This window comes from Vibrio sinus (assembly GCF_023634645.1).
Taxonomy (GTDB): domain Bacteria; phylum Pseudomonadota; class Gammaproteobacteria; order Enterobacterales; family Vibrionaceae; genus Vibrio; species Vibrio sinus.
This window is the reverse complement of sequence record NZ_JAMKMR010000002.1, coordinates 1-26,051: the sequence shown is the minus strand read 5'-3', so window position 1 is coordinate 26,051 and position 26,051 is coordinate 1. Positions and strand designations below refer to the sequence as shown.

The 26,051-nt window shown below is 46.4% G+C and carries 19 protein-coding genes and 1 tRNA gene; 10 read left to right on the top strand and 10 right to left on the bottom strand.

Going from position 1 to position 26,051, the window contains the following annotated elements; all coding sequences use genetic code 11:
* Window positions 1-22: 22 nt before the first annotated feature.
* The 4 genes from gspF to gspC are packed head-to-tail and all read right to left on the bottom strand — an operon-like array spanning window position 23 to window position 5,725.
* On the bottom strand, window positions 23-1,252 hold the full coding sequence (gspF, locus tag M9194_RS02560) for a type II secretion system inner membrane protein GspF (protein WP_250610812.1): 1,230 nt from the start codon (window positions 1,250-1,252) through the stop codon (window positions 23-25).
* On the bottom strand, window positions 1,252-2,748 hold the full coding sequence (gspE, locus tag M9194_RS02555; RefSeq protein ID WP_250610811.1) for a type II secretion system ATPase GspE: 1,497 nt from the start codon (window positions 2,746-2,748) through the stop codon (window positions 1,252-1,254). The genes gspF and gspE overlap by 1 nt, the downstream gene beginning before the upstream one ends.
* The gene (gene gspD, locus M9194_RS02550) at window positions 2,748-4,781 is read right to left on the bottom strand and encodes a type II secretion system secretin GspD (RefSeq protein WP_250610810.1); all 2,034 of its coding nucleotides are present in this window, start codon (window positions 4,779-4,781) and stop codon (window positions 2,748-2,750) included. Before gspD ends, gspE begins: the two co-directional genes overlap by 1 nt.
* 35 nt (window positions 4,782-4,816) lie before the next feature.
* Window positions 4,817-5,725, bottom strand: coding sequence for a type II secretion system protein GspC (gene gspC / locus M9194_RS02545; RefSeq protein WP_250610809.1), 909 nt, complete (start codon window positions 5,723-5,725; stop codon window positions 4,817-4,819).
* Between the two features lie 201 nt (window positions 5,726-5,926).
* Here gspC and hslR point away from each other — a divergent pair, with 201 nt between their 5' ends.
* From hslR to M9194_RS02525, 4 genes are all read left to right on the top strand, one after another.
* Complete coding sequence (gene hslR, locus M9194_RS02540; RefSeq protein WP_250610808.1) at window positions 5,927-6,313, top strand: ribosome-associated heat shock protein Hsp15; 387 nt, start codon at window positions 5,927-5,929, stop codon at window positions 6,311-6,313.
* Between the two features lie 15 nt (window positions 6,314-6,328).
* Window positions 6,329-7,204, top strand: coding sequence for an Hsp33 family molecular chaperone HslO (gene hslO, locus M9194_RS02535; protein ID WP_250610807.1), 876 nt, complete (start codon window positions 6,329-6,331; stop codon window positions 7,202-7,204).
* A gap of 325 nt (window positions 7,205-7,529) precedes the next feature.
* On the top strand, window positions 7,530-9,155 hold the full coding sequence (gene pckA, locus M9194_RS02530) for a phosphoenolpyruvate carboxykinase (ATP) (protein ID WP_250610806.1): 1,626 nt from the start codon (window positions 7,530-7,532) through the stop codon (window positions 9,153-9,155).
* Window positions 9,156-9,274: 119 nt separating this feature from the next.
* Window positions 9,275-11,179 carry an AsmA family protein gene (locus M9194_RS02525; RefSeq protein ID WP_250610805.1) on the top strand — a complete coding sequence of 635 codons (1,905 nt, stop codon included), beginning with the start codon at window positions 9,275-9,277 and terminating at the stop codon, window positions 11,177-11,179.
* Window positions 11,180-11,210: 31 nt separating this feature from the next.
* On the opposite strand, the gene M9194_RS02520 is transcribed toward M9194_RS02525, so the two are convergent.
* The 4 genes from M9194_RS02520 to M9194_RS02505 all read right to left on the bottom strand — a co-directional run bounded on the left by M9194_RS02520 (window position 11,211) and on the right by M9194_RS02505 (window position 15,582).
* On the bottom strand, window positions 11,211-12,119 hold the full coding sequence (locus M9194_RS02520; protein WP_250610804.1) for a bifunctional GNAT family N-acetyltransferase/hotdog fold thioesterase: 909 nt from the start codon (window positions 12,117-12,119) through the stop codon (window positions 11,211-11,213).
* A 68-nt stretch (window positions 12,120-12,187) separates the two neighbouring features.
* Complete coding sequence (gene dtd, locus M9194_RS02515) at window positions 12,188-12,622, bottom strand: D-aminoacyl-tRNA deacylase (RefSeq protein ID WP_250610803.1); 435 nt, start codon at window positions 12,620-12,622, stop codon at window positions 12,188-12,190.
* Window positions 12,594-13,526 carry a virulence factor BrkB family protein gene (locus M9194_RS02510; RefSeq protein ID WP_250610802.1) on the bottom strand — a complete coding sequence of 311 codons (933 nt, stop codon included), beginning with the start codon at window positions 13,524-13,526 and terminating at the stop codon, window positions 12,594-12,596. The genes dtd and M9194_RS02510 overlap by 29 nt, the downstream gene beginning before the upstream one ends.
* A 91-nt stretch (window positions 13,527-13,617) precedes the next feature.
* Window positions 13,618-15,582, bottom strand: coding sequence for an LTA synthase family protein (locus tag M9194_RS02505; protein WP_250610801.1), 1,965 nt, complete (start codon window positions 15,580-15,582; stop codon window positions 13,618-13,620).
* A 543-nt stretch (window positions 15,583-16,125) separates the two neighbouring features.
* Here M9194_RS02505 and M9194_RS02500 point away from each other — a divergent pair.
* Window positions 16,126-17,019, top strand: coding sequence for a PI-PLC domain-containing protein (locus M9194_RS02500; protein WP_250610800.1), 894 nt, complete (start codon window positions 16,126-16,128; stop codon window positions 17,017-17,019).
* Window positions 17,020-17,091: 72 nt separating this feature from the next.
* On the opposite strand, the gene typA is transcribed toward M9194_RS02500, so the two are convergent.
* Window positions 17,092-18,921, bottom strand: a complete 1,830-nt coding sequence (gene typA, locus M9194_RS02495) for a translational GTPase TypA (protein ID WP_250610799.1) — start codon at window positions 18,919-18,921, stop codon at window positions 17,092-17,094.
* Between the two features lie 490 nt (window positions 18,922-19,411).
* Here typA and glnA point away from each other — a divergent pair, with 490 nt between their 5' ends.
* The 5 genes from glnA (at window position 19,412) to M9194_RS02470 (ending at window position 25,678) form a co-directional block, all read left to right on the top strand.
* Window positions 19,412-20,821, top strand: a complete 1,410-nt coding sequence (glnA, locus tag M9194_RS02490; protein WP_250610798.1) for a glutamate--ammonia ligase — start codon at window positions 19,412-19,414, stop codon at window positions 20,819-20,821.
* 289 nt (window positions 20,822-21,110) lie between these two features.
* Window positions 21,111-22,181: a nitrogen regulation protein NR(II) gene (gene glnL / locus M9194_RS02485; protein ID WP_284676486.1), complete on the top strand. Its 1,071-nt coding sequence runs from the start codon at window positions 21,111-21,113 to the stop codon at window positions 22,179-22,181.
* Window positions 22,182-22,218: 37 nt separating this feature from the next.
* Complete coding sequence (glnG, locus tag M9194_RS02480) at window positions 22,219-23,622, top strand: nitrogen regulation protein NR(I) (RefSeq protein WP_250610797.1); 1,404 nt, start codon at window positions 22,219-22,221, stop codon at window positions 23,620-23,622.
* 171 nt (window positions 23,623-23,793) lie between these two features.
* On the top strand, window positions 23,794-24,798 hold the full coding sequence (gene add / locus M9194_RS02475; protein ID WP_250610795.1) for an adenosine deaminase: 1,005 nt from the start codon (window positions 23,794-23,796) through the stop codon (window positions 24,796-24,798).
* Window positions 24,799-25,054: 256 nt separating this feature from the next.
* The gene (locus M9194_RS02470; RefSeq protein WP_250610793.1) at window positions 25,055-25,678 is read left to right on the top strand and encodes a bifunctional 4-hydroxy-2-oxoglutarate aldolase/2-dehydro-3-deoxy-phosphogluconate aldolase; all 624 of its coding nucleotides are present in this window, start codon (window positions 25,055-25,057) and stop codon (window positions 25,676-25,678) included.
* Between the two features lie 143 nt (window positions 25,679-25,821).
* On the opposite strand, the gene M9194_RS02465 is transcribed toward M9194_RS02470, so the two are convergent.
* A tRNA-Ser gene (locus M9194_RS02465) sits at window positions 25,822-25,912 on the bottom strand.
* Window positions 25,913-26,051 lie beyond the last annotated feature (139 nt).

The following is a 26,051-nucleotide window of genomic DNA, read 5'->3' as shown; positions in this document are numbered from 1 at the left end:
TTTTGACCAACGAGTCGCTAGACTATCGACCCATCAAATTATTCATTTCGAGCATTGGCATTAAGGTTGCCATAACAATAAACAGCACCATTCCTGCCATCAGAGCAATCAACGCTGGGGTAAAAATCCCTAGCGCAATATTGACCGTGGATTCAAAGTTAGAGTCTTGGTTGTCCGCCGCGCGAGTCAGCATACTCTCAAGCTCACCACTTTGTTCACCACTGGCAATCATGTGTAGCATCATTGGTGGGAACAGCTTAGTTTGATCTAACGACTTTCTTAAGCTGGCCCCTTCACGCACGCTTTCCATCGCGATACCGACTTGCTGTTTAATGTATTGGTTTGACATCACATCCATCGCGACATGCATGCCATCTAAAATGGGAATCGCACTGGAGGTACAAATGGACAAAGTTCGAGCAAAGCGCGAGGTATTCAGGCCCTTGGATATTTTTCCGACTAAAGGCATCGACACCACTTTTTTATCCCATTTCAAACGAATACTGGGCTTACTCAGTAGCCATTTGATCAGGTAAATCACCACCAGAATGGCAATGAAGAGGTGAATACCCCAATGCTGAACAAATTTACTCGCCGCTAATAAAAACTGGGTAGATTCAGGCAGAGCTTGCCCCATTTGTATAATGGGATCAACGATTTTCGGCACAACGTTCGCTAACAAAAAGGCCACAATACCGACAGCAAACACCACCAATACCACTGGATAGATGAGCGCTTGCTGTATGGTTGAGCGCAGCTTCTGGCGACTTTCCGCATAATCGGCCAGTCGCTCAAGTACCGCATCAAGGTGACCGGATTTCTCGCCCGCCGCCACCATAGAGCGAAACAGCTCATCGAAAATGTGTGGGTAATCGGCCATGCTGTCCGCCAGCGTGTAGCCTTCGGTGACTTTGGAGCGCACCGCCATCAGCATGCTGCGAATGCGTGGCTTCTCAGATTGCTCTGATACGGCTTTTAAACACTCCTCTAATGGCATACCAGATTGCACTAAGGTGGATAGCTGCCTAGTTAACAAGGCTAAGTCTGTGGTGCCAATGCCGCGCTTAAAGCTAAGGCTTGACGATGATGAAGCGCCACTTGGCGATTTTGACGCGCGAGTTTCAGACACTTCGACAGGCACCAAGCCTTGCTCTTTAAGGCGAGTACGAACCTGCCTAGCATTGTCCCCTTCGATCACCCCTTTCTTGCGCTTGCCATTGGCATCTAGCGCTTTGTACTCGAATGCCGCCATTAGGATTCCTTAGTCACACGCATCACTTCTTCTAAAGAAGTAATACCTCGTTTTACTTTCTCTAAGCCATCCGAGCGGATGCTTGGCGTCATAGTGCGAACGGTTTGTTCAATCTCTTGTTCACCTGCTTCGCTGTGAATAAGCTCTTGAACTTTACTGTCCACCAAAAGCAATTCGTGGATACCGGTTCGGCCGCGATAACCTTTTTGATTGCACTTCTCACAACCGACAGCGCGATACAAAGTCAGCGGCTCACTTTCTTCCAGCTCGAACAGTTTTTTCTGCTCTTTGTCCGCTTCAAATGGCTGCATGCACTCTTGGCATAAGGTTCGTACCAGTCTCTGCGCTAACACGCCTAGCAAGGATGACGAAATCAAAAAAGGTTCAATGCCCATATCGCGCAAACGCGTGATAGCGCCGACAGCCGTATTGGTGTGCAAGGTTGACATCACCAAGTGACCGGTTAATGAAGCCTGCACTGCAATTTGCGCGGTTTCTAAGTCACGAATTTCCCCAACCATCACCACATCAGGGTCCTGACGTAATATGGCACGTAAGCCGCGGGCAAAGGTCATGTCCACTTTAGGATTTACCTGAGTCTGGCCGATACCATCGATATCAAACTCAATGGGGTCTTCCACAGTGAGGATATTGCGCTCATTGCTGTTAATTTCCGTTAGACCCGCATATAAGGTGGTTGATTTACCTGAACCCGTAGGACCGGTGACCAAAATAATGCCGTGCGGGCGTTGGATAAGCTTGCGGAAGTTATCATGGTTATTGGCCGTCATACCAAGACTGTGCAAATCCAAGCGAGTGGCATTTTTATCCAGTAGACGCATCACCACGCGCTCGCCGTGCGACGATGGCATGGTGGATACACGCACATCCACCGCACGTCCACCGATACGCAGCGAAATGCGGCCATCTTGTGGCACGCGTTTCTCAGCGATATCAAGTTTCGCCATGACTTTCACCCGCGATACCAACAAAGGAGCCAACTTGCGACTTGGCGCTAGCACGTCGCGTAGCACGCCATCGATGCGGAATCGAATCGACAAAGATTTCTCGAACGTTTCGATATGAATATCTGACGCGCCCTCTTTAATGGCCTCACCCAGCATGGCGTTAATCAGCTTGATGATCGGCGCGTCATCTTCGGCTTCGAGTAAGTCTTCATCTTGCGGCAGCTCTTCTGCCAACGAGAAAAAATCATCACTATCGGCACCTATGTCTTCCATCAATTGGCGCGCTTCGGAAGAGTCGCGCTGGTAGACTTGGGTCAGCTTACTATCAAACGCTTCGGCATTAAGCTCTTGCAAACAAAACTCGGTCTGCATCACGCGTTTGACTTCCACCAAGGCCGGGATTGAAATCGGCGCCACAAAATACAAAATGGCTTGCTCTTGTTCAGCTTGGGCGAACACCATTTTGAATCGATTAGCGAAACTAAATGGCAGCCGCCGCTGCACGGTAATATTGGATGCTTCATCCATTATTTCTTACCTGTTTTATCCACTTGTTTGATTATATTTTGTAGTTCGGGTGGGTAATGAGCATCATTACCAAATTTAGGCAATACCGGAATATTGGAATCTTTAACCAAATCCAAACCTTCATCGGCTTTGTACAGCTGCTCGGCGCGAATGTAGTTGTATTTACGCTCAGTCACGCCATCTGCGGCCACGCCCGTGCGGATAATGGTTGGTTTAATAAACACCATTAGGTTTTTCTTTTCCGTGCTGGTTGAAGTGGATCTAAACAGCGCGCCAATAATTGGGATATCACCCAAAATTGGCACCTTGGATTTACTCTCTACTGCACGCTCATCAATCAAACCGCCTAATACCAGCATTTGGCCATCGTTAACCATCACCGTGGTGTTAAGCTCACGTTTGGCAAAACGTACATCCACCGCACCATCAGCAGGCAGCACATTGGACACTTCTTGCTGAATGGTCAGTTTTACCGCGTTACCTTCGTTAATTTGCGGTGTCACTTTAAGCTTAATACCGACTTCTTTACGACTTACGGTTTGGAATGGGTTGGAGTTATTGGAACCCGCTGTTGAGCCAGTCACCACAGGCACTTCTTCACCAACAATAAAGTCAGCTTCACTGTTGTCCAGCACCATAATGCTTGGCGAGGAAAGAATATTGGCATTCGAGTCAGTAGAAATAGCACTGATTAAGGCCGTCCAATCTCCCATAATCAAACTGACTGCCGCACCATTTACCCCGCTTAATGCCTTGGATAAATTGTCGTAAGACCCTGATGACGTAACAGTATAAGGCTCTTGGTTACCAGCACTATTGGTGTAGTACTCCGTTGACGTCTGATCTTTAGCATCCTCCAAACCAGTCATTACATTACCAATAGGCACACCAGTATTGCTATATTGGATCACAGAGCCACTTTCTAGCGAGCCCCATTGCACGCCAAGTTTAATCCCTTGCGCTTCACTCATTTCCACAATCAGCGCTTCAATCAACACCTGAGCACGGCGAATATCGAGCTGTTTAATGATGCTTTTCAGCGATTTCATGATATCGGGCGGCGCGGTAATCACTAGTGCGTTAACCGATTTGGATGGTTCAATAGACACATCGGCCGCCGAGGACTTGCCTGTGCCTTTGGCCGCTTTCTCCGCTTCTAAGGTTTTCGCCACCCCTTGCAGCACTTTGGCGACATCTTCGGCTTTGGCGTATTTTAGGTACACCACTTGGCTTTTGCCTTTCGACACCATGTTGATGTCGAGTTGGTGTATTAAAGTAATCAAACGGGCACGCACTTCTGGGCTGCCTGAGATCAGAATCGAGTTGGTTCTGTCATCGGCCACCAGTTTTGGCTGCATATTGGTTGGGGTATTTTGTGGATTATTGGATTTAAGCAGCGAATCTATAGTGCGGACCACATCGGAGGCATTGGCGTTTTTCAGCTCCACCACTTGCACGTTTTTATCCCCGACCTGATCGATTTTGCGCACAATTTCGACCAGCTTGTTAACCGTATCGGCGCGGCCAGTGATCAGAATGATGTTGGATGGATCATAATGGACCACGTTGCCAGAGCCTGCGTTATTGATCAGCTGACGCAAGATGGGTGAAAGTTCACGCACCGAGACATTGTGCACCGCCACTACGCGAGTGATAACTTCATCACTGTATTTGGCCTTATCACTGCCCGAAAGCACCGGTACTGGCGCGGTTTTAGCGTCCTTGGCACGAATGACTTTAATTACGCCATCAGGCATTTTGACGGCAGCAAAGCCATACGTCTCTAACACATTGAGGAATAGACTATAATATTGTTTTTCATTTAATGGGTCATAGCTTCTGACATCGATTTTACCGCGCACGGACGGGTCGATGATCATGGTTTTACCTAAATTACGCCCAACGGTATCGATGAACTCTTGAATATCAGTTCCTTTGAAGTTAACACTAAACTCATTAGCCAATGCCATCGTTGGCATGCCCAATAAGCTGAGTATCAACAGCCACGTACCCTTGTTAAGCCAATGCTTCACTTTCAACTCCTCTACCTGCGTGAAACCGCACAGGCTTACATATTAATATTGACATCACGTTGCTGCCCGTCTCGTTCTATCGTTATGTTTAGCTTATGATCTTGAACAATTCCTTGAAAAACCTTGTCTAGATTCGCCGGATCTGTGAGATCCAATCCATTTATCTCCGTCGCGATATCGCCACTTTTGAGTCCTAAAGAGGTAAAGAGTTCCGGACTGGCTCCCGGTGAAATCCGAAATCCAACCGACTGACCATCTCTTTTCACTGGAGAAAATCTGACGTACTGAAGAAGCGTTCTTGGCTGCTCGAGAATTTTTGCTATCAATGCCTGCCTTTTCACTGCGGGCATATTGCTGTCCTCGACAGGAAAAATAGGTTTAGCGCTGACTTCTGAAAGACGAGAATATTTCACTCCTTGCAGCATCAAGGTTTCGTCACGGCCATTGTTATCAATGATAACGCGATCGATAAGCACCGCTTTCAATTTTGCACGCGTGCCTTTAATCACATCATTAATGCCGTATGTCGCTTGTTGGCCTTGATTAGCAATCACGGCCACGCCTTGATTTGGCTCAGAGCTTGCAACTGTGCCGACCAAAATCAAGTTCAGTGTGGTTTTGGGTGCGTTTTGTACCACTTGAGCGACCACAGGCGTGTCTTTTTTCTTATACACGCCAAACAGGTGACTCTGCTCAAGTTTGCTCACATCCAGCGACTTGTGCGCCGCGGCATTTCTGTCCACCATGGGTGGCGTCCACTGGGCCACTTGTGATGTATTGCCACCAACCATCCAGACCAGATCGCCCAAGGTCCAAGCAGAAACCACCAGCAGCCAAGCGGTGATAATTACGCTTAGCTTTTGCTGCAATTCAAAACTGTTTTCATTAAAATAGTTCAACCAAAAGTCTGGCTTAGATAGTAAATTTAAATCAATGCGCCTCACTAATGTCCCTTAACAATATTCTAAAAAGTGGTTAATTTGCGCCTAACTTCTGGCAATAGCGCTCAAATATAGCATAGCGCAACCCTTATGCATCAAACTTGGGTGAATATTTGTATCCCACCTTGAAAATTGCGTACCCAAACACCATTGTTACAACTGGTTATTAACAACATTCTCTAATAAGAAAGTAAGTTTGCGTCTATGAAAACACACTCGGAGTCAGTTCGTCTTGACAAATGGCTGTGGGCCGCACGGTTCTACAAAACACGCTCCATCGCCCGCAGCATGGTCGACGGCGGCAAAGTTCACTACAATGGCCAACGCAGTAAGCCTAGTAAGATAGTTGAACTGGGTGCGGTGATCACCCTACGCCAAGGACATGACGAAAAAGTGATCGTAATCGAACAAATTTCTGATCAGCGGCGTGGTGCGCCTATAGCGCAAACTTTGTACAGCGAAACTGAAGAAAGCTTAAGAAAGCGCGAAGATAACGCACTGCAACGCAAACTCAATGCGCACAATCCGAGCCCAGAAAAACGTCCCGACAAAAAACAGCGTCGAGACATCATCAAATTTAAACATCAATAAGCTGGAGTCATTCCAATGGTAAACAATGTGTTAAATCGCTACCTTTTTGAAGATTTGTCCGTACGTGGCGAGCTGGTACAACTAGATGAAGCGTATCAGAAAATGTTGTCGAACAAAGACTATCCAGCACCGTTAGAAACGTTACTCGGTGAGCTGCTAGTCGCCACTACCCTTCTCACCGCTACAATAAAGTTCGAAGGTTCGATTACCCTTCAGCTGCAAGGCGACGGGCCTGTCTCTTTAGTGGTGATTAACGGCAACAACGAACAACAAGTGCGAGGAATCGCTCGTTGGGAAGGCGATATCGCCGCAGACGCCAGCTTGCATGATATGCTAGGCAAAGGTCACTTAGTCATTACTATCGAACCTAAGCAAGGCGAACGTTATCAAGGTGTGGTTGGTTTGGAAGGCGATAACTTGGCGCAAATTATTGAAGCCTATTTTGAGCGCTCAGAGCAGCTTAAGACGCGTTTATGGATTCGCACTGGCGAATCTGAAGGTGTCTCTCATGCCGCTGGAATGCTCCTGCAAGTGATGCCCGACGGCTCTGGCTCAGAAAATGATTTCGACCACCTTGAAAAGCTCACCGAAACCATCAAAGACACTGAGCTATTCACGTTAGAAGCCAATGAGCTACTCTACCGCCTGTATAATCAAGAAAAGGTTCAGTTGTTCGAACCGCAAGCTGTGGAGTTTAAATGTGGCTGCTCCAGAGAGCGCAGTGCATCTGCCATTCTGACCATTGATAAAGCAGAAGTCGATGATATTTTGGCCAGCGAAGGCGAAATTTCCCTGCACTGTGATTATTGCGGAACCAGCTACACCTTTACCCCAGCCGACGTGGCTGATCTATTCGCCAACGCCTCCAGTGGCAAGAATACGCTGCATTAATTCTCATCAAAAACAAAACTTGTAATTAAGTTATCAAAAGGTCAGTGAACATCTGGCCTTTTTGTGATCAATGCCGGGTATCAGCTGGCATTATGTGTAAGAAAATGACTTGTTAATTTTTCTTTATAAATAAGTTGTTTTATGCTAGCGCCAAGCGCCATCTAAGGGATACACTAAGGGCTCCAGTGCAAGACGGGCACTGCAGAAATCAAGCGCCATGTATGAACTGGCTCGCTGTTTTCCATCTGTCTCGTTGATAGCATAGTGAAAAAATATAATAAGAATCTTATCAAACCCTACAATATATCCATAGAAAGGAGCACCTATGACCGTTATGGAACATACGCAGGCTGCAACCATTGATTTAACGAGACACGGAATAGTCGGCGTGACTGAGGTTCTTCGAAATCCAAGCTATGAACAGCTGTTTGCCGAAGAAACTCGCTCTGACTTACAAGGTTACGAGAGAGGCATCGTAACTGAGTTAGGTGCTGTTTCCGTTGATACGGGCATCTTTACTGGCCGCTCGCCAAAAGATAAGTACATCGTAAAAGATGACACCACTCGCGACACCCTATGGTGGTCCGATCAGGGTAAAAATGATAACAAACCCATCTCCCCTGATGTATGGAATGATTTAAAGTCGCTGGTCACCACTCAACTGTCGAATAAACGTTTGTTTGTTATCGATGGCTACTGTGGCGCTAACCCAGATTCTCGCCTAAGTGTGCGAATCATTACTGAGGTGGCATGGCAAGCTCACTTTGTTAAGAACATGTTTATCCGTCCAACTGAGCAAGAATTAGCCACTTTTGAGCCTGACTTTGTGGTGATGAACGGTGCGAAAACCACTAACCCTAACTGGCAAGCCCAAGGTCTGAATTCAGAAAACTTCATCGCCTTTAACTTGACTGAGCGCACGCAAATTATTGGTGGCACTTGGTATGGCGGCGAAATGAAAAAAGGTATGTTCTCTGTGATGAACTACCTGCTACCACTGAAAGGCATCGCTTCCATGCACTGCTCGGCCAATATTGGAGAAAAAGGCGATGTGGCTATTTTCTTTGGCCTATCTGGCACAGGTAAAACCACATTATCCACCGATCCAAAACGTGAATTGATTGGTGACGATGAGCACGGCTGGGACGATGACGGCATCTTCAACTTTGAAGGCGGCTGCTACGCCAAAACCATTCGCCTATCTAAAGAAGCTGAGCCGGATATTTACAATGCGATTCGCCGCGATGCGCTGCTAGAAAATGTCACCGTGGCAGAGGATGGCAAGATTGACTTCGATGATGGTTCGAAAACCGAGAACACTCGCGTTTCTTACCCGCTGTATCACATCGATAACATCGTCAAGCCGGTGTCTAAAGCTGGTCATGCGAAAAAAGTTATTTTCTTAACCGCAGATGCATTTGGTGTGCTGCCACCTGTCTCTAAATTGACCCCTGAGCAAACTAAGTACCACTTCCTATCTGGCTTTACCGCCAAGTTAGCGGGTACTGAGCGTGGCATTACCGAACCAACTCCAACTTTCTCGGCCGCGTTTGGCGCTGCGTTTTTGTCACTGCACCCAACGCAATACGCAGAAGTTCTGGTGAAAAGAATGGAAGCGGCTGGCGCAGAAGCTTACCTAGTCAACACAGGTTGGAACGGTACGGGCAAACGTATTTCCATCAAAGATACTCGCGGTATCATTGATGCCATCTTAGATGGCTCAATCGATCATGCACCAACCAAAGATATCCCTATCTTTAATTTGCAAGTACCAACGGACTTACATGGCGTGGACCCAGCCATTCTAGACCCACGCGATACCTACGCCGATGCTGAGCAATGGAATGAAAAAGCGCAAGATCTTGCCTCACGCTTTATTAATAACTTCGCTCAATACACAGATAACGAAGAAGGCCAATCTCTCGTCGCCGCAGGGCCTCAGTTAGGTTAAGTTTTCAACAAATCTGATTACTAAGATCCAAGCCCCTAAATTTAGGGGCTTTTTATTGCCAGTCGGGTCGATTTGTTTCAAGCTATAACCATTCGAAGAACAGTTTGGTATCGGGTTGAATGGGAAAGTTAGCTAAAATCGTTATTGCGTTGGTATGTCTACTTTTGTTGCTTGTAGCTATCCTCTATGGCTTACTGTACACCAAGCTCGCTACCCCCATCGTCAACACCTTCCTCTACTACACGGTTAGCCAAAATGTGACCGCACAAACAGTGGTTTACCAATCACCATGGAAATTCGAACTTTCGGGTGTCACAACCAAATTAAGCAAAGGCAAAGCCTATATCCCTAAAGTCACCGTTTGGCTCAACCCCGATCTTATCCATAACGGCAAAATTGTGTTAGATAGCGTGTTGGTGGATGGACTAAGCTTGCAAGGCACCATGCCAGAATTCTCGTTTAGCAAACACTTCTTTTTGTATCAGATTGCCTTCCACAACTTAGACTTTTCAGCCAAAGAGTTTGTCGCTCGGGATCTGGACTTGCAAATTGATAAGCCAGTTTGGCACCCAGGCTCTGTGCTACCTTATGGCAAAATACAACTCTCTGCCGACCAAATCTATTACCAAGGCCAAGCACTCGATAAGGTATTAGTCAATGCGGATTACAATGCCAAAGATAGCACCATCTATGGCGCTTCATTTACTTGGCATGGCGCATCCGTATCTGGCCAAGCCGAGCAATACGCCCAAGGTTGGTCACTGGTTAATTTAACCATCAGCAAACTCAACCTCAGCCAAGATGAAGAAACTGACAAGCTGAAACAAGTGCTACGCCAATTGGCGGCGCACATCCATCACATCAATAGCCTAGATATTCTCAACAGTGTTATCCAATATGGCGACTGGACGTTTAACAATCTTGATGCGTCCGCCGAAGACTTACTCACTGACCGCTCACTTTGGCAACAGCCCAAAGGCTACCTCTCCTTTAATGCAGACAGCATCGATTATAAAAACCTGCAATTTGTTCAGCCGAGCGCTCAATTTTACTTCTCACCGAATAAAATTAACTTGGCAGAATTCGATACCGATTTCGAGCAAGGCCGCATCAAGGCAAGCGCTGATTTCACGCCCAATTCCGCCAACTTTTCTCTGCTGCATGCCAGTGGCATTAAATGGTCAACCGATGCCAGTACCGATTTGTCTTGGCTAAGCTCTGCTATTCCGCCTCTCGATAAACTGGTCATCCAGCAAATGGATGTGGAAAACAGCCAATTTATACAACTCACCGACCGACCATTTTGGCAACTTTCAGGCCTTAGCTTTGAAGGAACCAATATGGAGTTAGTGAAAGATGGCCGCTGGGGGCTATGGGATGGACAATTTCAAGCCAGTGCCAGTAGTGCCAGTTATGGCGATCTCATCGCTTCACAGGCCATTGTTCAAACTCATGCTAAACAAGGTAATTGGTCGTTAGACCGGCTGCTGATTCCACTCAAAAATGGTTATATCTCGGCCACGGGCAATTGGGATATTGGCTCTAGCGCAGAACCATGGGCGCTCAGTGTCAACGCTGATGGCGTACCGATTGGCCAACACGAACAGTGGCCAAGTTTGCCGTTTGAGCTAGATGGCACCTTGGAGCTCGCAGCAAACTTGCATGGCATGGCCAAAAGCCAATCCTTGTTTAACTATTCTTTTTCGGGCGATGCAACGGCTAACCTGCGCCATGCCACGCTCTCTCAGCACCATCAAGTCGATGGACAAACGCGCAGCTTGGTATTGCCATTGGAAATTGATAATGTAGTCGCCAAATCGGATCGAGGCCGAATCACTCTCACCAGCAAAGACATCACCGGACCGGGTATTCAAGGCAAACTGGATGTAGATATTGATTTAACCGCGCCAAATCGAGCAAAAGCAAACCTTTCTATCGTGCAAAAGTGCGAGGACAATCAACTGAATCTTGTGACAGGTGATATCGAATCGACAAAGACGTGTAAAAGCAAAGGAAAATCTTAGAGCTACTGGATGTAGCTCTAATTTGGCCAGGTTAAACCGGGTTATCGTTGGGCAAAATCATATACGTGCCAACAAAATCAACCGCTGGGGTATCGCCACTAAAAATAGTCACGTGAATCACCACCCGGGCTTTACGTCTGGAAGCGAGTCTATCTAAATCACCGCTAATGCCATCTAACGAGGTCGACGCAACGGGAGAGTGTTCAACAGGCAACCGATAACGGATTTGACTGTCGGCCAAGACAATATCGCCTGAGAGATTTCTTTCTTTCATCAGCAGCCAAGTCATGCCCCAGCCCGTTAAGGTGGCTAAGGTAAAGGCCGAGCCAGCAAACATGGTATTGTGAGGGTTCAAATTAGGGTTAAGCTGAGCCGAGCATTCAAACTGATAACCATTGTATTGATTGATTTTGATGCCCATTTTATCACTGATCGGTATTTGCTTTTCCCAGCGCTGCTGCAGCTCGCTGCACCATTCAGGCTTTCTCAACACATCCGCCATCGGGTCCAAATGTTTCACCATTTGTTGATGGCGAACAGGGCCTCTCTGGTCATTAACCTCACCACGAGCTTCAAAGCCGTTTTTTTGATAAAACTGTATGGCGTCTTCTCGCGCGTTACATACCAAGCGCTTTGCCCCTTCCTGACGCGCGAGCGACTCCAGCGCTACCAGCACTAACGAGCCCATCCCCTTGCCTTGCCGACCATTCTTGACCGCCATAAAACGGATTTGCCCTTCGTGGTCGGGAGTAATATACAGACGACCAATCGCAATGGGTTTACCACGGCCATCCACTATCATGCGATGATGACTCATCATATCGTACTCATCTCGCTCTGAGCCTAACGGCATTTGCCATGGCTCACGCAGCATTTGCCAGCGAAAGTGATAATACTTGTTCAACTGATTGTCGGTTTTTGGCGTAATAAGTTTAAACATCACTCTTTCTCAAATTCTGTAGTCCAACGGCGCAAAAGTCTTCGAAAAGATGCTTGCTACTATTGTGATTATACTTGTAACCAAAACGTCACTGGACCGTCATTGACTAAAGACACTTTCATGTCCGCAGAGAACTGGCCGCGCTGAGTCTCAATCACGGTTTCACATTGCGCGCAAAAGTCGTCGTATAATCGCTCTGCCAACTCTGGATTCGCTCCGCGAGAAAACCCGGCCCGTGTGCCTTTTTTGGTATCAGCTGGTAAGGTGAATTGAGAGACCACTAAAAGCTTACCCTCCACCTGCTTGACGTTTAAATTCATTTTGCCGTCGTCATCTTCGAAGACACGATAAGTAGAGACACGCTCCATTAAACGCTTTGCTTTGGCTTGATTATCATCTTTTTCTACTCCGAGTAGCACAAGTAGACCTTTGTCTATCTCGCCAATGATTTCTCCGTCTACTCTGACCGCAGCTTCACTCACTCTTTGAATCAGGGCTATCAATTGATTTTCCTTCCAACCGGTTTTCTAGGCTTGACGCTGAGTCTATCATGTTAGCCTTTAAGCTCCAGCTTTGATGTTCGCCCAAGGTTGCCGTCACTTCTGCACCGATCAACACAATCAACCAGCTCAAATATACCCAGATAAATAAGATAGGAATCGCAGCCAACGCCCCGTATATCAGCTGATAGGAAGGAAAATGAGTAATATACAATGCAAACAACTTCTTACTCAGCTCAAACAAAATCGCCGCGGTTAGCGCGCCTGTCATAGCATGCGACATTCGCACCTTGATGTTTGGCACTAGTATATACAATCCAACAAACGCAAAAAATGACAGCAAAAAAGGAAGCCACTTGAGAATTAGGTTATACACCCCGCTTATCGTGTCATAGTCCAAAATTTTCAGTGACACCACGTAGGAGGACATGGCGATACTCGTACCCGCTAATATCGGGCCAAGCGTGAGTACCATCCAATACATAGAAAACGAATACACAGCGCGACGTTTGTTCTTTACTCGCCAGATAAAGTTTAAGTTCTTATCGATGTTGGCAATAAGAGCAATCGCGGCCAAAAATAAAATGCCACTTCCTACCGCCGTCATCTTGCCCGTATTGGCAACAAACTCAGACAAAGCTTGGCGCACTACCTCACCAGCGGTTGGGACAAAGTTAGTAATGATAAAATCTTGAATGACTTCACCAACGTTGGAAAACGCGGCAATAGAAGACAGCACTGACAACAAGACCGTTAACAAAGGGACAATAGACAGTAAGGAAATGTAGGCTAGGTAGCCAGCACTGACATTCACTCTATCGTGATGAATTCGACGAATAAGGTGGCGGAGAAAACCTTTTAGTTCAATGGCAAGTTGCTCTAGTTTCAATCGAAGATCCCTGTGCATGCTTTTTGCTAAGTTTATACCCAGACCACCGAAAACAAAAAAGGAAGATAGAAGGGTTTAGTTTTCTATCTTCCTTTTATCGCTTGTGAGCTTAAGGCTGAGATTGATAGTTATCCAGCGCGCGGTGATAATCTTGTTCATACGCCAAAGAGCCCCATAAAGCATGGGCCTTGGCTTGGCTAACTATGTCAGGGTCAACACTCTCCTCTTGTAGCGAATCACTACTTGGGTCGTAAAGGTAAGTGGCTGGCCCTTTTTCTGGCCGAATCACCACCAACTCATTGTTGGCATTTAACCAACCAAAATTGCGATCTCGTTGCATCAGTGCGCGCTGCTTATCCAATGGCACGGGCTTGGTCAGATCGTGGCCAATCATAGGCGTATAACCGCTAATACCTGCAAGAGACAGCAGTGTGGGCGCGACATCAATTTGGCTCACCAGCCTATCATCTTTCTGTGGGGAAACCGATTCGCCCAAAATAACCGCCGGAATATGGAAATGGCCCACCGGCACGGGCAAGGAGCCAGTTGCTCGCGAGTCATGGTCGGCAATCACCAAGAATATCGTGTTGTCCCAATAAGAGGACTTTTTCGCCTTATCGATAAACTTGCCCACCGCATAGTCAGCGTATTTCACCGCGTTTTCTAAGGTGTTTTTCGGTGAATTGTAATGCTCAATGGTGCCTTCAGGGTATTCGTAAGGCGTGTGATTAGAAGAAGTAAAGACTAAGCTAAAAAAGGGCTTACCCATCTGATTGAGTTTGGTGAATTCTTGATCGGCTTTGTCATACAAATCTTCATCGGACGCTCCCCACGAGCCAACAAATTTCGGCGAGTCAAACGTAGGTAGGTCTTTTATGTCGGTAAAGCCGTTGCCCAAAAAGAAGCTCTTCATATTGTCGAAATGACTTTCACCGCCATAAATAAACTGAGTCACATAACCTTCACTTCGTAATAAATCGGCGATAGTAAAAAAGTCGGTTTGGCTTTTGCCAAGCTTGACCACAGCGCGAGAAGGCGTTGGCGTAAAGCCGGTGATCACCGCCTCAATACCGCGTACCGAACGCGTACCGGTTGAATACATGTTGGTAAATGCCCAACCATCTTCCATTAGCCGGTCTAAGTTAGGTGAGGTATCAATGCCACCAAGACTTTTGACATAGCGAGCACCATGGCTCTCCATCAGGATAATCACAATATTCTTGCCGTGATTTTTGACTGGCGATTGATGATAGGTCAAAGTAGGCAAATCACTGGACGGAAAATTCTTCTCTGCCACATTCATTGAGTTTCTGACTACTTCAATCACTTCCTCTGCTGGCATGACCGGATACACATCAAAAGCACTTTTCTCGGCTTTCATCTGCTTGGCGGCAAATATCATTGAATAGGAAGAGTTAAGAATGAGATCGTTGACCATAGGATCGCTGGAAAAAGCCACTAAAGCAGGATTAAGTGGCCGATGGCCAAGCGTTGAACGCGCGCCCATCACGCCAAGTGCCACCACCAACACCGCTAAAATAGGCCGCCAGTACCATTTCTGATAATGCATATGGCTTACCCATGAACGTGTCCAGCGCCAACCTAGGTAGATGGTGAGGACTGTGGCGACAAGTGAAATAAACAGCTCCAACTTGTAGCCTGTCCAAAGCATGCTAAACACTTCCTTTGGATAAATAAGATACTCAATAAAATTGCGATTTGGCCTGAGATCATATTGCAAAATAAACGGCGGAGTTGCGACTTCCATATACACCACCAGCCACAGCCCTGCCACAATCCAAACCCTAAGTAACCAGTTCCAAATTTTTCCCACGATATTGTTAAACGACAATAGCGTGGTCAAAAGTGCAGGCAGGATGAGCAAATAGCTGATTGAGGAGATATCGATTCGTATCCCACGAGCCAGCACCGTCAGCCAATCGTCTAAGCTTGGCAGTCGATCATACATCCAGATCGCCAAGCTCAATCGAGAAAAGCTAAAGATGATTAAAATCACCAGTGCGGCCATGAAGACTGGGTAAAGTACGCCAAGCCTCTTTTTAAATGTGTTCATTTCAGTCCCTTGAATTAAAATGTCAAATTTATATCTATACCCAAATTACTTCGAGATGCGAGTTTCAGCGATAGAGATAAGGCTTCAATGCTAGGCAGGGAGGTGAGACATAGTCATTCTACGTTGAACCTCCCTAACGACGCAGTGAAGCCTTATCTACTCGCCCTTTGGGAGCGGTGTGAGAGGCCCACTTTCGCGTCAAAGGTCTTTGAAATGGATGACCATTCCGGCAGACCTTTTCCTTAAATTGGGCCCCTCACATCGCTCTGAATCCTGCATCTTGAAATAATTTGGGTATACATGAATATCAGCTATCCAATATTGATACCAAGTTTTGCCACAATAAAAACCTGAGCGTGATTGCGATACGCCAACTTGCCATGTTCACTTGCACAGCGTGCCTTGAATGTGAGCCAAACTCAATTACTTAGCTTGCAATTTTGATTGCACTCTTGTTTCTTAGCAAAAATAAGCAGCGGTTTACTTTTTCTCGATATATTTCTTCACAGCTTGTTTGGATATCGCTAATAAAAAGGTCATGGAATGAAGAAACTTATCCTCGGCATTGTCGTCGTTGTAGCCGTATCGATATACGGATTGAATCGCTATGTGGAGAAGCAACTTGATACCATGGCGCACACCAACGCTTACAATGAATGCCACAAGATTTGGTCTGCAAGGGGGTTGTACCCCACACGTAGTGAAGAAAATACCATTGCCAGCTTTCAACGAGCGTTTGACGCTGGGGCGACCGGAGCAGAAGTGGATTTCTTTTATGACCCTGGCAGTGAAACTTTTTATGTCACTCACAATGACATCATACGCAACCCAGATGGCTCAATAAAAGATCCCAACGCGCTAACCTTAGAGCAGCTTTTATCCCATTTCGGTAACCAATATTACTGGTGGTTAGATTACAAAAACCTTGGCCGAATCAGTGATGAACAAACGCAAGATTCCATCAAACGCCTGCAAGTCATTGCCGACAAAATCCCCGGCATCAAGGACAAACTTTATATCGAGGGATCGAACCCATTGATGCTCAGCGTTTACACTCAGGCGGGCTTTAAAACCATCCTTGCGTTAGATTTGCTACCTGCCAGCAATCCACTATCTGAATATTTGGTCAACTTGTACAAAATCGCCTATTACTTTTCCGATATTACGGTTGTCGCCAGCCGAGCAACACACAGGGTAAACCCTGACAACCCCAAGTACACCACCCGCATTCAAGAGCAATTTTCCAACATCCCGATATTTTTATTCCATACACCCGACGACCCTGAATATTTACAAGAACTAATGGCCGATCCACTAGTTCGAGTCATTTTAGTCGGTGCTGGGCAGAGTATTGATCGCTTTGATGTGCATAATTGCCCCGTTGAGCAGACCGCAAATAACTTACAAGTCAAAGCAAGCTCTGCTTCAAAAGGCTAGAGCATTTTGACCTTACTAAAAAGCCCCTAAACTATTGCTAGTCTAGGGGCTAAGCTTATCCACAAAATGGGGTTATTTTGCTGAGCGACCTGCGCGTTTACGATCGTTTTCTGTAAGATGTTTCTTACGAATACGGATGTTTTCAGGCGTTACTTCTACCAATTCATCGTCATCGATAAACTCAAGCGCTTGCTCCAAGGTGTACTTGATTGCAGGCGTGAGTACTTGAGCATCATCTGTACCTGATGCACGTACGTTAGTAAGCTGTTTGCCTTTCAAACAGTTGACCGTTAAATCGTTCGAGCGGTTATGAATACCAATAACTTGCCCTTCATACACTTCATCAGCGTGCTCAGTAAACAAACGGCCGCGCTCTTGCAGGTTAAACAAGGCGTAAGTCAGCGCTTTACCGGTTGCATTTGATATCAATACACCATTGATACGCTGGCCGATCTCGCCGCCTTTGTGTGGCCCATAGTGATCAAACGTATGATAAAGCAGGCCAGAACCAGAGGTTAGCGTCATAAACTCAGTTTGGAAACCAATCAATCCACGTGAAGGCATCATAAAGTCCATACGAACGCGGCCTTTACCGTCTGGTGCCATATCCGTTAGTTCACCTTTACGTAGGCCGATGTTTTCCATGATACCGCCCTGATGCTCTTCGACTACATCAATGGTCACGGTTTCGTATGGTTCCATTAGCTGACCATCTTCTTCTTTGATGATGACCTCTGGACGCGATACCGCTAGCTCGAAGCCTTCACGACGCATATTTTCAATCAGGATAGAAAGGTGAAGCTCACCACGGCCCGATACACGGAATTTATCTGGATCGTCAGTTTGCTCAACACGAAGTGCTACGTTGTGCACCAGCTCTTTTTCCAGACGCTCAAGGATATTACGTGACGTAACGTACTTACCTTCTTTACCTGCAAACGGAGAAGTGTTGACTTGGAACGTCATGGTTACGGTAGGCTCATCGACAGACAGTGGCGTCATCGCCTCTACATTATTTTGGTCACAAATAGTGTCAGAGATTTTTAGCTCACCTAGACCTGTGATCGCAACGATATCACCCGCATTCGCCTGCTGAACTTCATGACGCTCAAGGCCTAAATAACCCAATACGGTGCCAACTTTACCATTACGCTTGCTACCGTCCGCACTCACAATCGTGACTTGCTGGTTTGGAGCAACGGTACCGCGAGTTACACGAGCAACACCGATAACACCGACGTAAGAGCTGTAATCTAGCTGAGAAACTTGCATTTGCAGTGAGCCTTCAACATCAACTTTTGGTGGCTCAACAGTATCGACAACGGCTTGGAACAATGGCTCCATATCTTCGCCCACTTCACCTTCTTCAAGGCTTGCCCAACCATTCAGTGCAGAAGCGTACACAACTTGGAAGTCAAGTTGGTCATCAGAAGCACCTAGGTTATCAAACAAATCGAACACTTGGTCCATTACCCAATCAGGGCGAGCGCCAGGGCGGTCAATCTTATTGATAACAACAATAGGTTTTAGTCCGTGAGCAAAGGCTTTCTGAGTAACAAAACGGGTTTGTGGCATCGGGCCGTCAACCGCATCCACGATCAATAGTACCGAGTCCACCATGGACATGATGCGCTCAACCTCACCGCCGAAGTCCGCGTGTCCCGGAGTATCTACGATGTTAATGCGATAATCATTCCAATTGATGGCGGTGTTTTTCGCCAAAATAGTAATGCCGCGTTCTTTTTCGATGTCGTTCGAGTCCATGACTCGCTCTTCAGCTTCACCGCGTGACTCTAGAGTGCCTGACTGCTGTAGCAGCTTATCAACCAAGGTAGTTTTACCGTGGTCAACGTGAGCAATGATCGCGATATTTCTTAACTTATCAATCTGTGGAGTGGCCATGGATTTCGATTCACTTTATAGAAGAAGTAGTCTTTACTACTGATTATCAGTGCAAGATGACTTCTTGATTAAAAAAACGGCCATAATGTACCAGATTTTGACGAAAAACCCAGAAATATGTGAACTCACACTCTACATTGCATCGTCTATCGGTCCGAGTCTACAGAATTCAAACCAAGTCTCTATATGCTGCCAAGTATATTGACATCAAATCGAAAGAAAGGCTGAATATTATACTCTCTGCTATTCACCTTGGTGCAATTAAATTTTTCGTTGCACCACTTTGGTTCAAAGATAGAGCCATATTGGTGCATTTTTTCGCACCAAGTGAATGCGAACATCATAACCCATTGAATATTATAGTTATATTTTTTGGCACAGTTTTAGCTAACGTTGGAACCAGCATCGATTAACTCATTCAACCATTAATCAATGCTAGATTTCTTTATTCTAGCTTAAACCGCTTTAACAACACTGGAGGTTATCCAAGATGTCAGTAGAAAATGTTCTATCGCTTATCCAAGAGAACGAAGTTAAGTTTGTAGATCTACGATTCACAGATACAAAAGGTAAAGAGCAGCATATCTCCATTCCTGCTCATCAAATCGATGCAGACTTCTTCGAAGAAGGTAAGATGTTCGATGGTTCTTCTGTTGCTGGCTGGAAAGGCATCAACGAATCAGACATGGTGATGATGCCTGATGCCTCTACCGCTGTACTGGACCCATTTACCGAAGATGCCACTCTCAACGTACGCTGCGACATCCTAGAGCCATCGACCATGCAAGGCTATGACCGCGACCCTCGCTCTATCGCTAAACGTGCCGAAGATTACATGCGTTCAACAGGCGTAGCCGACTCTGTATTGATAGGTCCTGAGCCTGAATTCTTCCTATTTGATGATGTGAAGTTTTCCACTGACATGTCCGGCTCTTTCTACAAAGTTGACGATGTTGAGGCAACATGGAACTCAGGCGCGGACTTTGAAGAAGGGAACAAGGGCCACCGCCCTGGTGTGAAAGGCGGTTATTTCCCAGTTGCTCCTGTGGATTCTTCGCAAGATATCCGCTCCGCAATGTGCTTGATTATGGAAGAAATGGGGCTTGTCGTTGAAGCGCACCACCACGAAGTCGCGACCGCTGGCCAAAACGAGATTGCCACTCGCTTTAACACCTTGACCAACAAAGCAGATGAACTGCAAATCTATAAGTATGTAGTGCACAATGTTGCTCACGCATTTGGTAAGACAGCCACCTTCATGCCTAAACCGCTTGTGGGCGATAACGGTAGCGGTATGCACGTACACCAATCATTAGCGAAAGACGGTGTTAACTTGTTCTCAGGTGATAAGTACGGCGGCCTATCTGAAACGGCGCTATTCTACATCGGTGGTATCATCAAGCACGCTCGCGCTATCAACGCGTTTGCCAACGCAGCGACTAACTCCTATAAGCGTCTAGTTCCTGGCTTTGAAGCTCCTGTTATGTTGGCTTACTCCGCGCGTAACCGCTCGGCGTCTATTCGTATTCCTGTCGTTCCAAGCCCTAAAGCACGCCGCATCGAAGTGCGCTTTGGTGACCCATCGGCAAACCCATATCTATGCTTTGCTGCTATGCTGATGGCGGGCCTTGATGGCATTAAGAACAAACTTCACCCAGGTGATGCCATGGATAAAGACCTATACGATCTACCTGCGGAAGAAGCTGCAGAAATCCCAACGGTCGCGTATTCCCTAAAAGAAGCATTAGAGTCATTGGATGCTGATCGTGAATTCTTAACCGCTGGTGGCGTATTCTCAGATGACTTCATCGACTCCTACATTGAGCTAAAAAATCAAGATGTTGAGCGCGTCAATATGACGACTCACCCAGTAGAGTTCGAGCTATATTACTCGGTTTAATTTGCCACTCTACCAGCCGATAAACAAGCCCGCCAAGTACGGTGGGCTTTTTAATTGCACTCATTCAGCTCATTTATCCATAACAATTTGAATTTATTAAGGTTAAGATCATTTTTACCCACTAAATGGGCAAGGATTTTGCATTAATTCTAACCATAACGGTGCATCATTCGTTTTGCTGATAAAACTGAGCCATCATCGGCTAAAACCCGCAAAACACATTGGGTTATCTAGGCAAATGCGTCATACTGGCAAACACTAAAGCACCAAATTGGTGCAATGGATCATTTTGAATCAATCAGAGGGCGAGCAAGTGAAAGACGATATACATGGTACGATTCTAAATAACGTCGTCACCGCCATGCTGCTGCTCAATGAATCTTTAGAAGTGCGCTACGCCAACCCGGCCGCTGAACAGCTGTTTGCGCAAAGTGCCAAACGAATTGTGGATCAACCTTTATCTAACTTGATTCAACATGCCTCGATGGATTTGGCCCTACTATCTCAACCCTTACAAAGCGGGCAAAGTATCACGGACAGTGACGTCACTTTTGTTGTCGATGGTAAGCCTTTGATGTTAGAAGTCACCGTCAGTCCTATGAGTTGGAATAAGCAGGTTCTGTTGCTAGTTGAAATGAGAAAGATTGGCCAGCAACGTCGCCTAAGCCAAGAGCTCAATCAACATGCCCAACAACAAGCCGCCAAATTGCTGGTAAGAGGCCTTGCTCATGAGATTAAAAATCCACTTGGCGGATTACGCGGTGCAGCACAGTTATTGCAACGCATGCTGCCAGATCAAAGCCTGACTGAATACACGCAAATTATCATCGAACAAGCCGACCGACTGCGAGGGTTAGTGGATCGTTTATTGGGCCCGCAGCGTCCAGGGGTGCGAAAACAAGAAAACCTGCACCTGATACTAGAAAAAATACGTCAATTGATAGAGCTCGAGTTGGGCAATAAAGTGGTGATTGAACGTGATTACGACCCGAGCCTACCGGATATTGTTATGGATACGGATCAGATTGAGCAAGCGCTGCTTAACATCATCAGTAATGCCGGGCAAATTCTCTCGACCCAGTCGCACGGCAAAATCACCATACGCACCAGAACAGTGCATCAAGCGAATATTCACGGTCATCGACATAAATTAGCCGCCAGAATAGAAATCATCGATAACGGCCCTGGTATACCAACTGATTTGCAAGACACCCTGTTCTACCCCATGGTCAGCGGTAGAGAAGGGGGCACTGGCCTAGGGCTGTCAATATCACAAAACTTGATTGACCAACACAAAGGTAAGATCGATGTGGAAAGTTGGCCGGGAAGGACAACCTTCACCATTTACCTGCCAATTTAAGTCATGTCTAACAGGTTAGCACTAAGGAACCAAAGTTATGAGTAAAGGATATGTATGGGTTGTGGATGACGACAGTTCTATCCGATGGGTAATGGAAAAAACCCTCTCCTCAGCCAACATAAAATGCGAAACATTTTCTGACGCTGAAAGTGTCTTGCTCGCCTTAGAGCGAGAGTCTCCAGATGTCCTAGTGTCGGACATTCGCATGCCAGGCATTGATGGCATCGAGCTACTCAAACAAATCCAGCAACGCTCTCCAGAGCTGCCCGTCATCATCATGACAGCCCACTCAGATCTCGATGCCGCAGTCAACGCCTATCAAAAAGGGGCATTCGAATATTTGCCTAAACCTTTTGATGTGGACGAAACACTGGCACTGGTGGAGCGGGCGATATCCCATAGTTTTGAACAGCGTCGCGGACAATCCATTGATGATAATATTCCGCAAGATACACCAGAAATCATTGGTGAAGCCCCGGCAATGCAAGAGGTGTTTCGTGCTATTGGCCGATTGTCACGCTCTTCCATCTCCGTATTGATTAACGGAGAATCAGGTACTGGTAAAGAACTGGTTGCCCAAGCTCTGCATCGCCATAGTCCGAGAGCGAATCAGCCCTTTATTGCTTTAAACATGGCCGCCATTCCCAAGGATTTGATTGAGTCAGAATTATTTGGTCACGAGAAAGGGGCATTTACCGGCGCCAATAGCATACGCCAGGGCCGCTTTGAGCAAGCCAACGGTGGTACCCTTTTCCTAGATGAGATCGGTGATATGCCATTAGATATTCAAACTCGCTTGCTAAGAGTGTTATCTGATGGTCAGTTTTACCGTGTCGGCGGCCACTCAGCAATTAAGGTCGACGTCAGAATCGTTGCCGCCACCCACCAAGACTTGGAAAAGCTGGTTCAGCAAGGTGATTTTCGTGAAGATCTGTTCCATCGTTTGAATGTCATTCGAGTTCAAATACCTGCGCTGCGTGAAAGAAAACAAGATATTGAAAAGTTAACCCTGCACTTTTTGGCCTCCGCCGCAGATGAGCTGGGAGTGGATATCAAAACGCTACATCCCACTACAGTAGAAATCCTTAACCGACTTGATTGGCCCGGCAACGTGAGGCAGTTAGAGAACATATGCCGCTGGCTCACCGTGATGGCCAGCGGCAGCGAAATATTGCCTCGAGACCTTCCTGCTGAACTGCTTGAAGATAAACACTCGCACTCTTTATCTGCGGAAATGAGTTGGCAAGACCAATTATCCAGTTGGGCAACACACGCATTAACTTCAGGCGAAACGGACCTTCTGTCTTATGCACTACCAGAGTTTGAACGAATCCTGTTAGAAGCAGCCCTAAATCACACCAATGGCCATAAACAAGACGCCGCGAAGGTACTTGGTTGGGGACGCAACACCCTCACTCGTAAATTAAAAGAGCTCTACTAATAAACGTTACCGCCTTTATCCTAGCAAGGCGGTAAAGCTTATCCGCGAGTCAACAGAATTGGTTACTATCTATCCAGGTGCAGCAATTAACCACGCTCAAACCAGATTCGTTACTGACAGTCTTGTTATAGGTTCTTATACTATCTCAAAATGGGAAACCGGAAACTGACTATGATAACCAAATCACTCCCTCTTACTGATATCCACCGCCACCTTGATGGCAACATTCGTACGCAAACGATTATTGAATTAGGCCAGAAGTTTTCTGTCCCTCTTCCAGCCTATGATGTTGCAGGTCTAACCCCACATGTTCAGATCGTTGAAACCGAGCCATCATTAGTCGCCTTTCTGTCTAAGCTAGACTGGGGCGTTGCGGTATTAGGTGATCTGGATGCATGCCGACGTGTCGCCTATGAAAACGTAGAAGACGCGCTAAATGCACAAATTGATTACGCAGAGTTAAGGTTTTCTCCTTACTACATGGCGATGAAGCACAAGCTTCCAGTACAAGGCGTAGTTGAAGCAGTGATCGATGGTGTTCAAGCTGGTGTAAAAGACTTCGGCGTGAAAGCGAATCTGATTGGTATTATGAGCCGCACCTTTGGCCAAGAAGCTTGCCAAATTGAACTCGACGCTATTTTGTCGCAAAAAGACCATATTGCCGCTGTTGATCTGGCTGGCGATGAACTTGGCCAACCAGGTAATTTATTTACCCAGCATTTCAAACAGGTACGTGATTCTGGTCTAAACATCACCATACACGCCGGTGAAGCGGACGGTCCGGAAAGCATCTGGTTTGCAATGCAAGAGTTAGGAGCCACTCGAATCGGCCATGGTACCAATGCGATTCATGATCCTAAGTTGATGGACTACCTAGCAGAAAACCGTATTGGTATCGAGTCTTGCATTACCTCTAACTTCCAAACCAGTACTGTTGCTGATATTGCTAACCACCCAATTAAGCAGTTCCTAAACCATGGCATCCTAGCAAGCCTTAACACGGACGACCCTGCGGTAGAAGGCATTGAGCTGCCGCATGAATACCAAGTCGCCGCAATTCAAGCTGGACTAAGCCAAGAACAAATCAAGCAGGCGCAAATCAATGGTCTAGAGATTGCTTTCTTGTCTGAGCAAGAGAAGCAGCAGCTAAGAGATAAAGCCGCCTCTCGTGGCTAACCCGCCTCTAATCATCGTATGAACTCTCATGCCCACAGCTAACTGGGCATGAGTTTTTTTTTCTGTCTATTGATTCTCTCACCTATTTTGCCCTCCCTTACGCTTTATTATCCCGCCCTTACAACTATCTGACCTAGCCAGATACGGGAAAAGTACCTAAATACCCCTTGATATGAAATAGAAGCAATAGCCATAATATTGCAACTAGACATGCCTCATCCTACGCAATATTGCGACTGAGACTTTAGGAATAAATATGAACAGCCTAGAACAGCAATTACAGCAGATTAAAGTTGTCCCTGTGATTGCAATCGAAGATGCAGCGAACGCGGTAAAACTTGCACAACTTCTCATTGAAAATGGATTGCCGTGCGCTGAAATAACTTTCCGAACTAAACAAGCAGCACAAGCCATTGCCAATATGAGAAAGGCATACCCTGATATGCTGATTGGCGCGGGAACGGTACTCAACGCCAAACAAGTCGATGCAGCGGTTAATGCGGGAGCTGATTTCATCGTCAGCCCAGGTTTTAACCCCACAACCGTTAAATACTGCCAGCAACATAATATAAAGATCGTTCCCGGTGTGAATAACCCAAGCTTAGTTGAGCAAGCAATGGAAATGGGCCTAAAAACCCTCAAGTTTTTCCCTGCAGAGGCCTCAGGTGGGATTGCTATGCTAAAAGCACTCATCTCTGTCTATCCAGTTAAGTTTATGCCAACAGGTGGCATTGCCCCCTCTAATGTGAAGCAATATCTTGCCGCAGACTCCGTTGTTGCCTGTGGTGGCAGCTGGATGGTACCGAGTGATCTAATTAACCAAAAAAGATGGGATGAGTTAGCCGCCCTCATTAAAGAGGTGGTGAGTATCGCCGCTTAAGCAAGTGGTGTCTTTTGAACGGGCAATGGAAATCTAGCCAGGCGGAGATATTAATCGGCAACGATAAAGTGCTTTGCACCTAGAAAAAGTAGATAAGGAAAATGCAAAAAAGCCGCTGTAAACACAGCGGCTTTTTCTAATAGTGGCGGAGAGATAGGGATTTGAACCCTAGATACGCTATTAACGTATGCCGGTTTTCAAGACCGGTGCTTTCAACCACTCAGCCATCTCTCCACAAATTTTTTCATCAAAGTCTTACATTCAAACTGCTTTGATTAGGAATTTGTTTCTGTAGCGCCGAAGATTTTTCAGTGAGAAGCGCAGTGTGCAGTCGCACATGAGCATCGCAACTGAAAAAGATTCAAGTTACAGC

Coding starts and splice junctions, on each gene's coding strand:
- gspF (WP_250610812.1), bottom strand. CDS start 1,252: ATGGCGGCATTCGAGTACAAAGCGCTAGATGCCAATGGCAAGCGCAAG.
- gspE (WP_250610811.1), bottom strand. CDS start 2,748: ATGGATGAAGCATCCAATATTACCGTGCAGCGGCGGCTGCCATTTAGT.
- hslR (WP_250610808.1), top strand. CDS start 5,927: ATGAAAACACACTCGGAGTCAGTTCGTCTTGACAAATGGCTGTGGGCC.
- hslO (WP_250610807.1), top strand. CDS start 6,329: ATGGTAAACAATGTGTTAAATCGCTACCTTTTTGAAGATTTGTCCGTA.
- pckA (WP_250610806.1), top strand. CDS start 7,530: ATGACCGTTATGGAACATACGCAGGCTGCAACCATTGATTTAACGAGA.
- M9194_RS02525 (WP_250610805.1), top strand. CDS start 9,275: ATGGGAAAGTTAGCTAAAATCGTTATTGCGTTGGTATGTCTACTTTTG.
- M9194_RS02520 (WP_250610804.1), bottom strand. CDS start 12,119: ATGTTTAAACTTATTACGCCAAAAACCGACAATCAGTTGAACAAGTAT.
- M9194_RS02510 (WP_250610802.1), bottom strand. CDS start 13,526: ATGCACAGGGATCTTCGATTGAAACTAGAGCAACTTGCCATTGAACTA.
- M9194_RS02505 (WP_250610801.1), bottom strand. CDS start 15,582: ATGAACACATTTAAAAAGAGGCTTGGCGTACTTTACCCAGTCTTCATG.
- M9194_RS02500 (WP_250610800.1), top strand. CDS start 16,126: ATGAAGAAACTTATCCTCGGCATTGTCGTCGTTGTAGCCGTATCGATA.
- typA (WP_250610799.1), bottom strand. CDS start 18,921: ATGGCCACTCCACAGATTGATAAGTTAAGAAATATCGCGATCATTGCT.
- glnA (WP_250610798.1), top strand. CDS start 19,412: ATGTCAGTAGAAAATGTTCTATCGCTTATCCAAGAGAACGAAGTTAAG.
- glnG (WP_250610797.1), top strand. CDS start 22,219: ATGAGTAAAGGATATGTATGGGTTGTGGATGACGACAGTTCTATCCGA.
- add (WP_250610795.1), top strand. CDS start 23,794: ATGATAACCAAATCACTCCCTCTTACTGATATCCACCGCCACCTTGAT.
- M9194_RS02470 (WP_250610793.1), top strand. CDS start 25,055: ATGAACAGCCTAGAACAGCAATTACAGCAGATTAAAGTTGTCCCTGTG.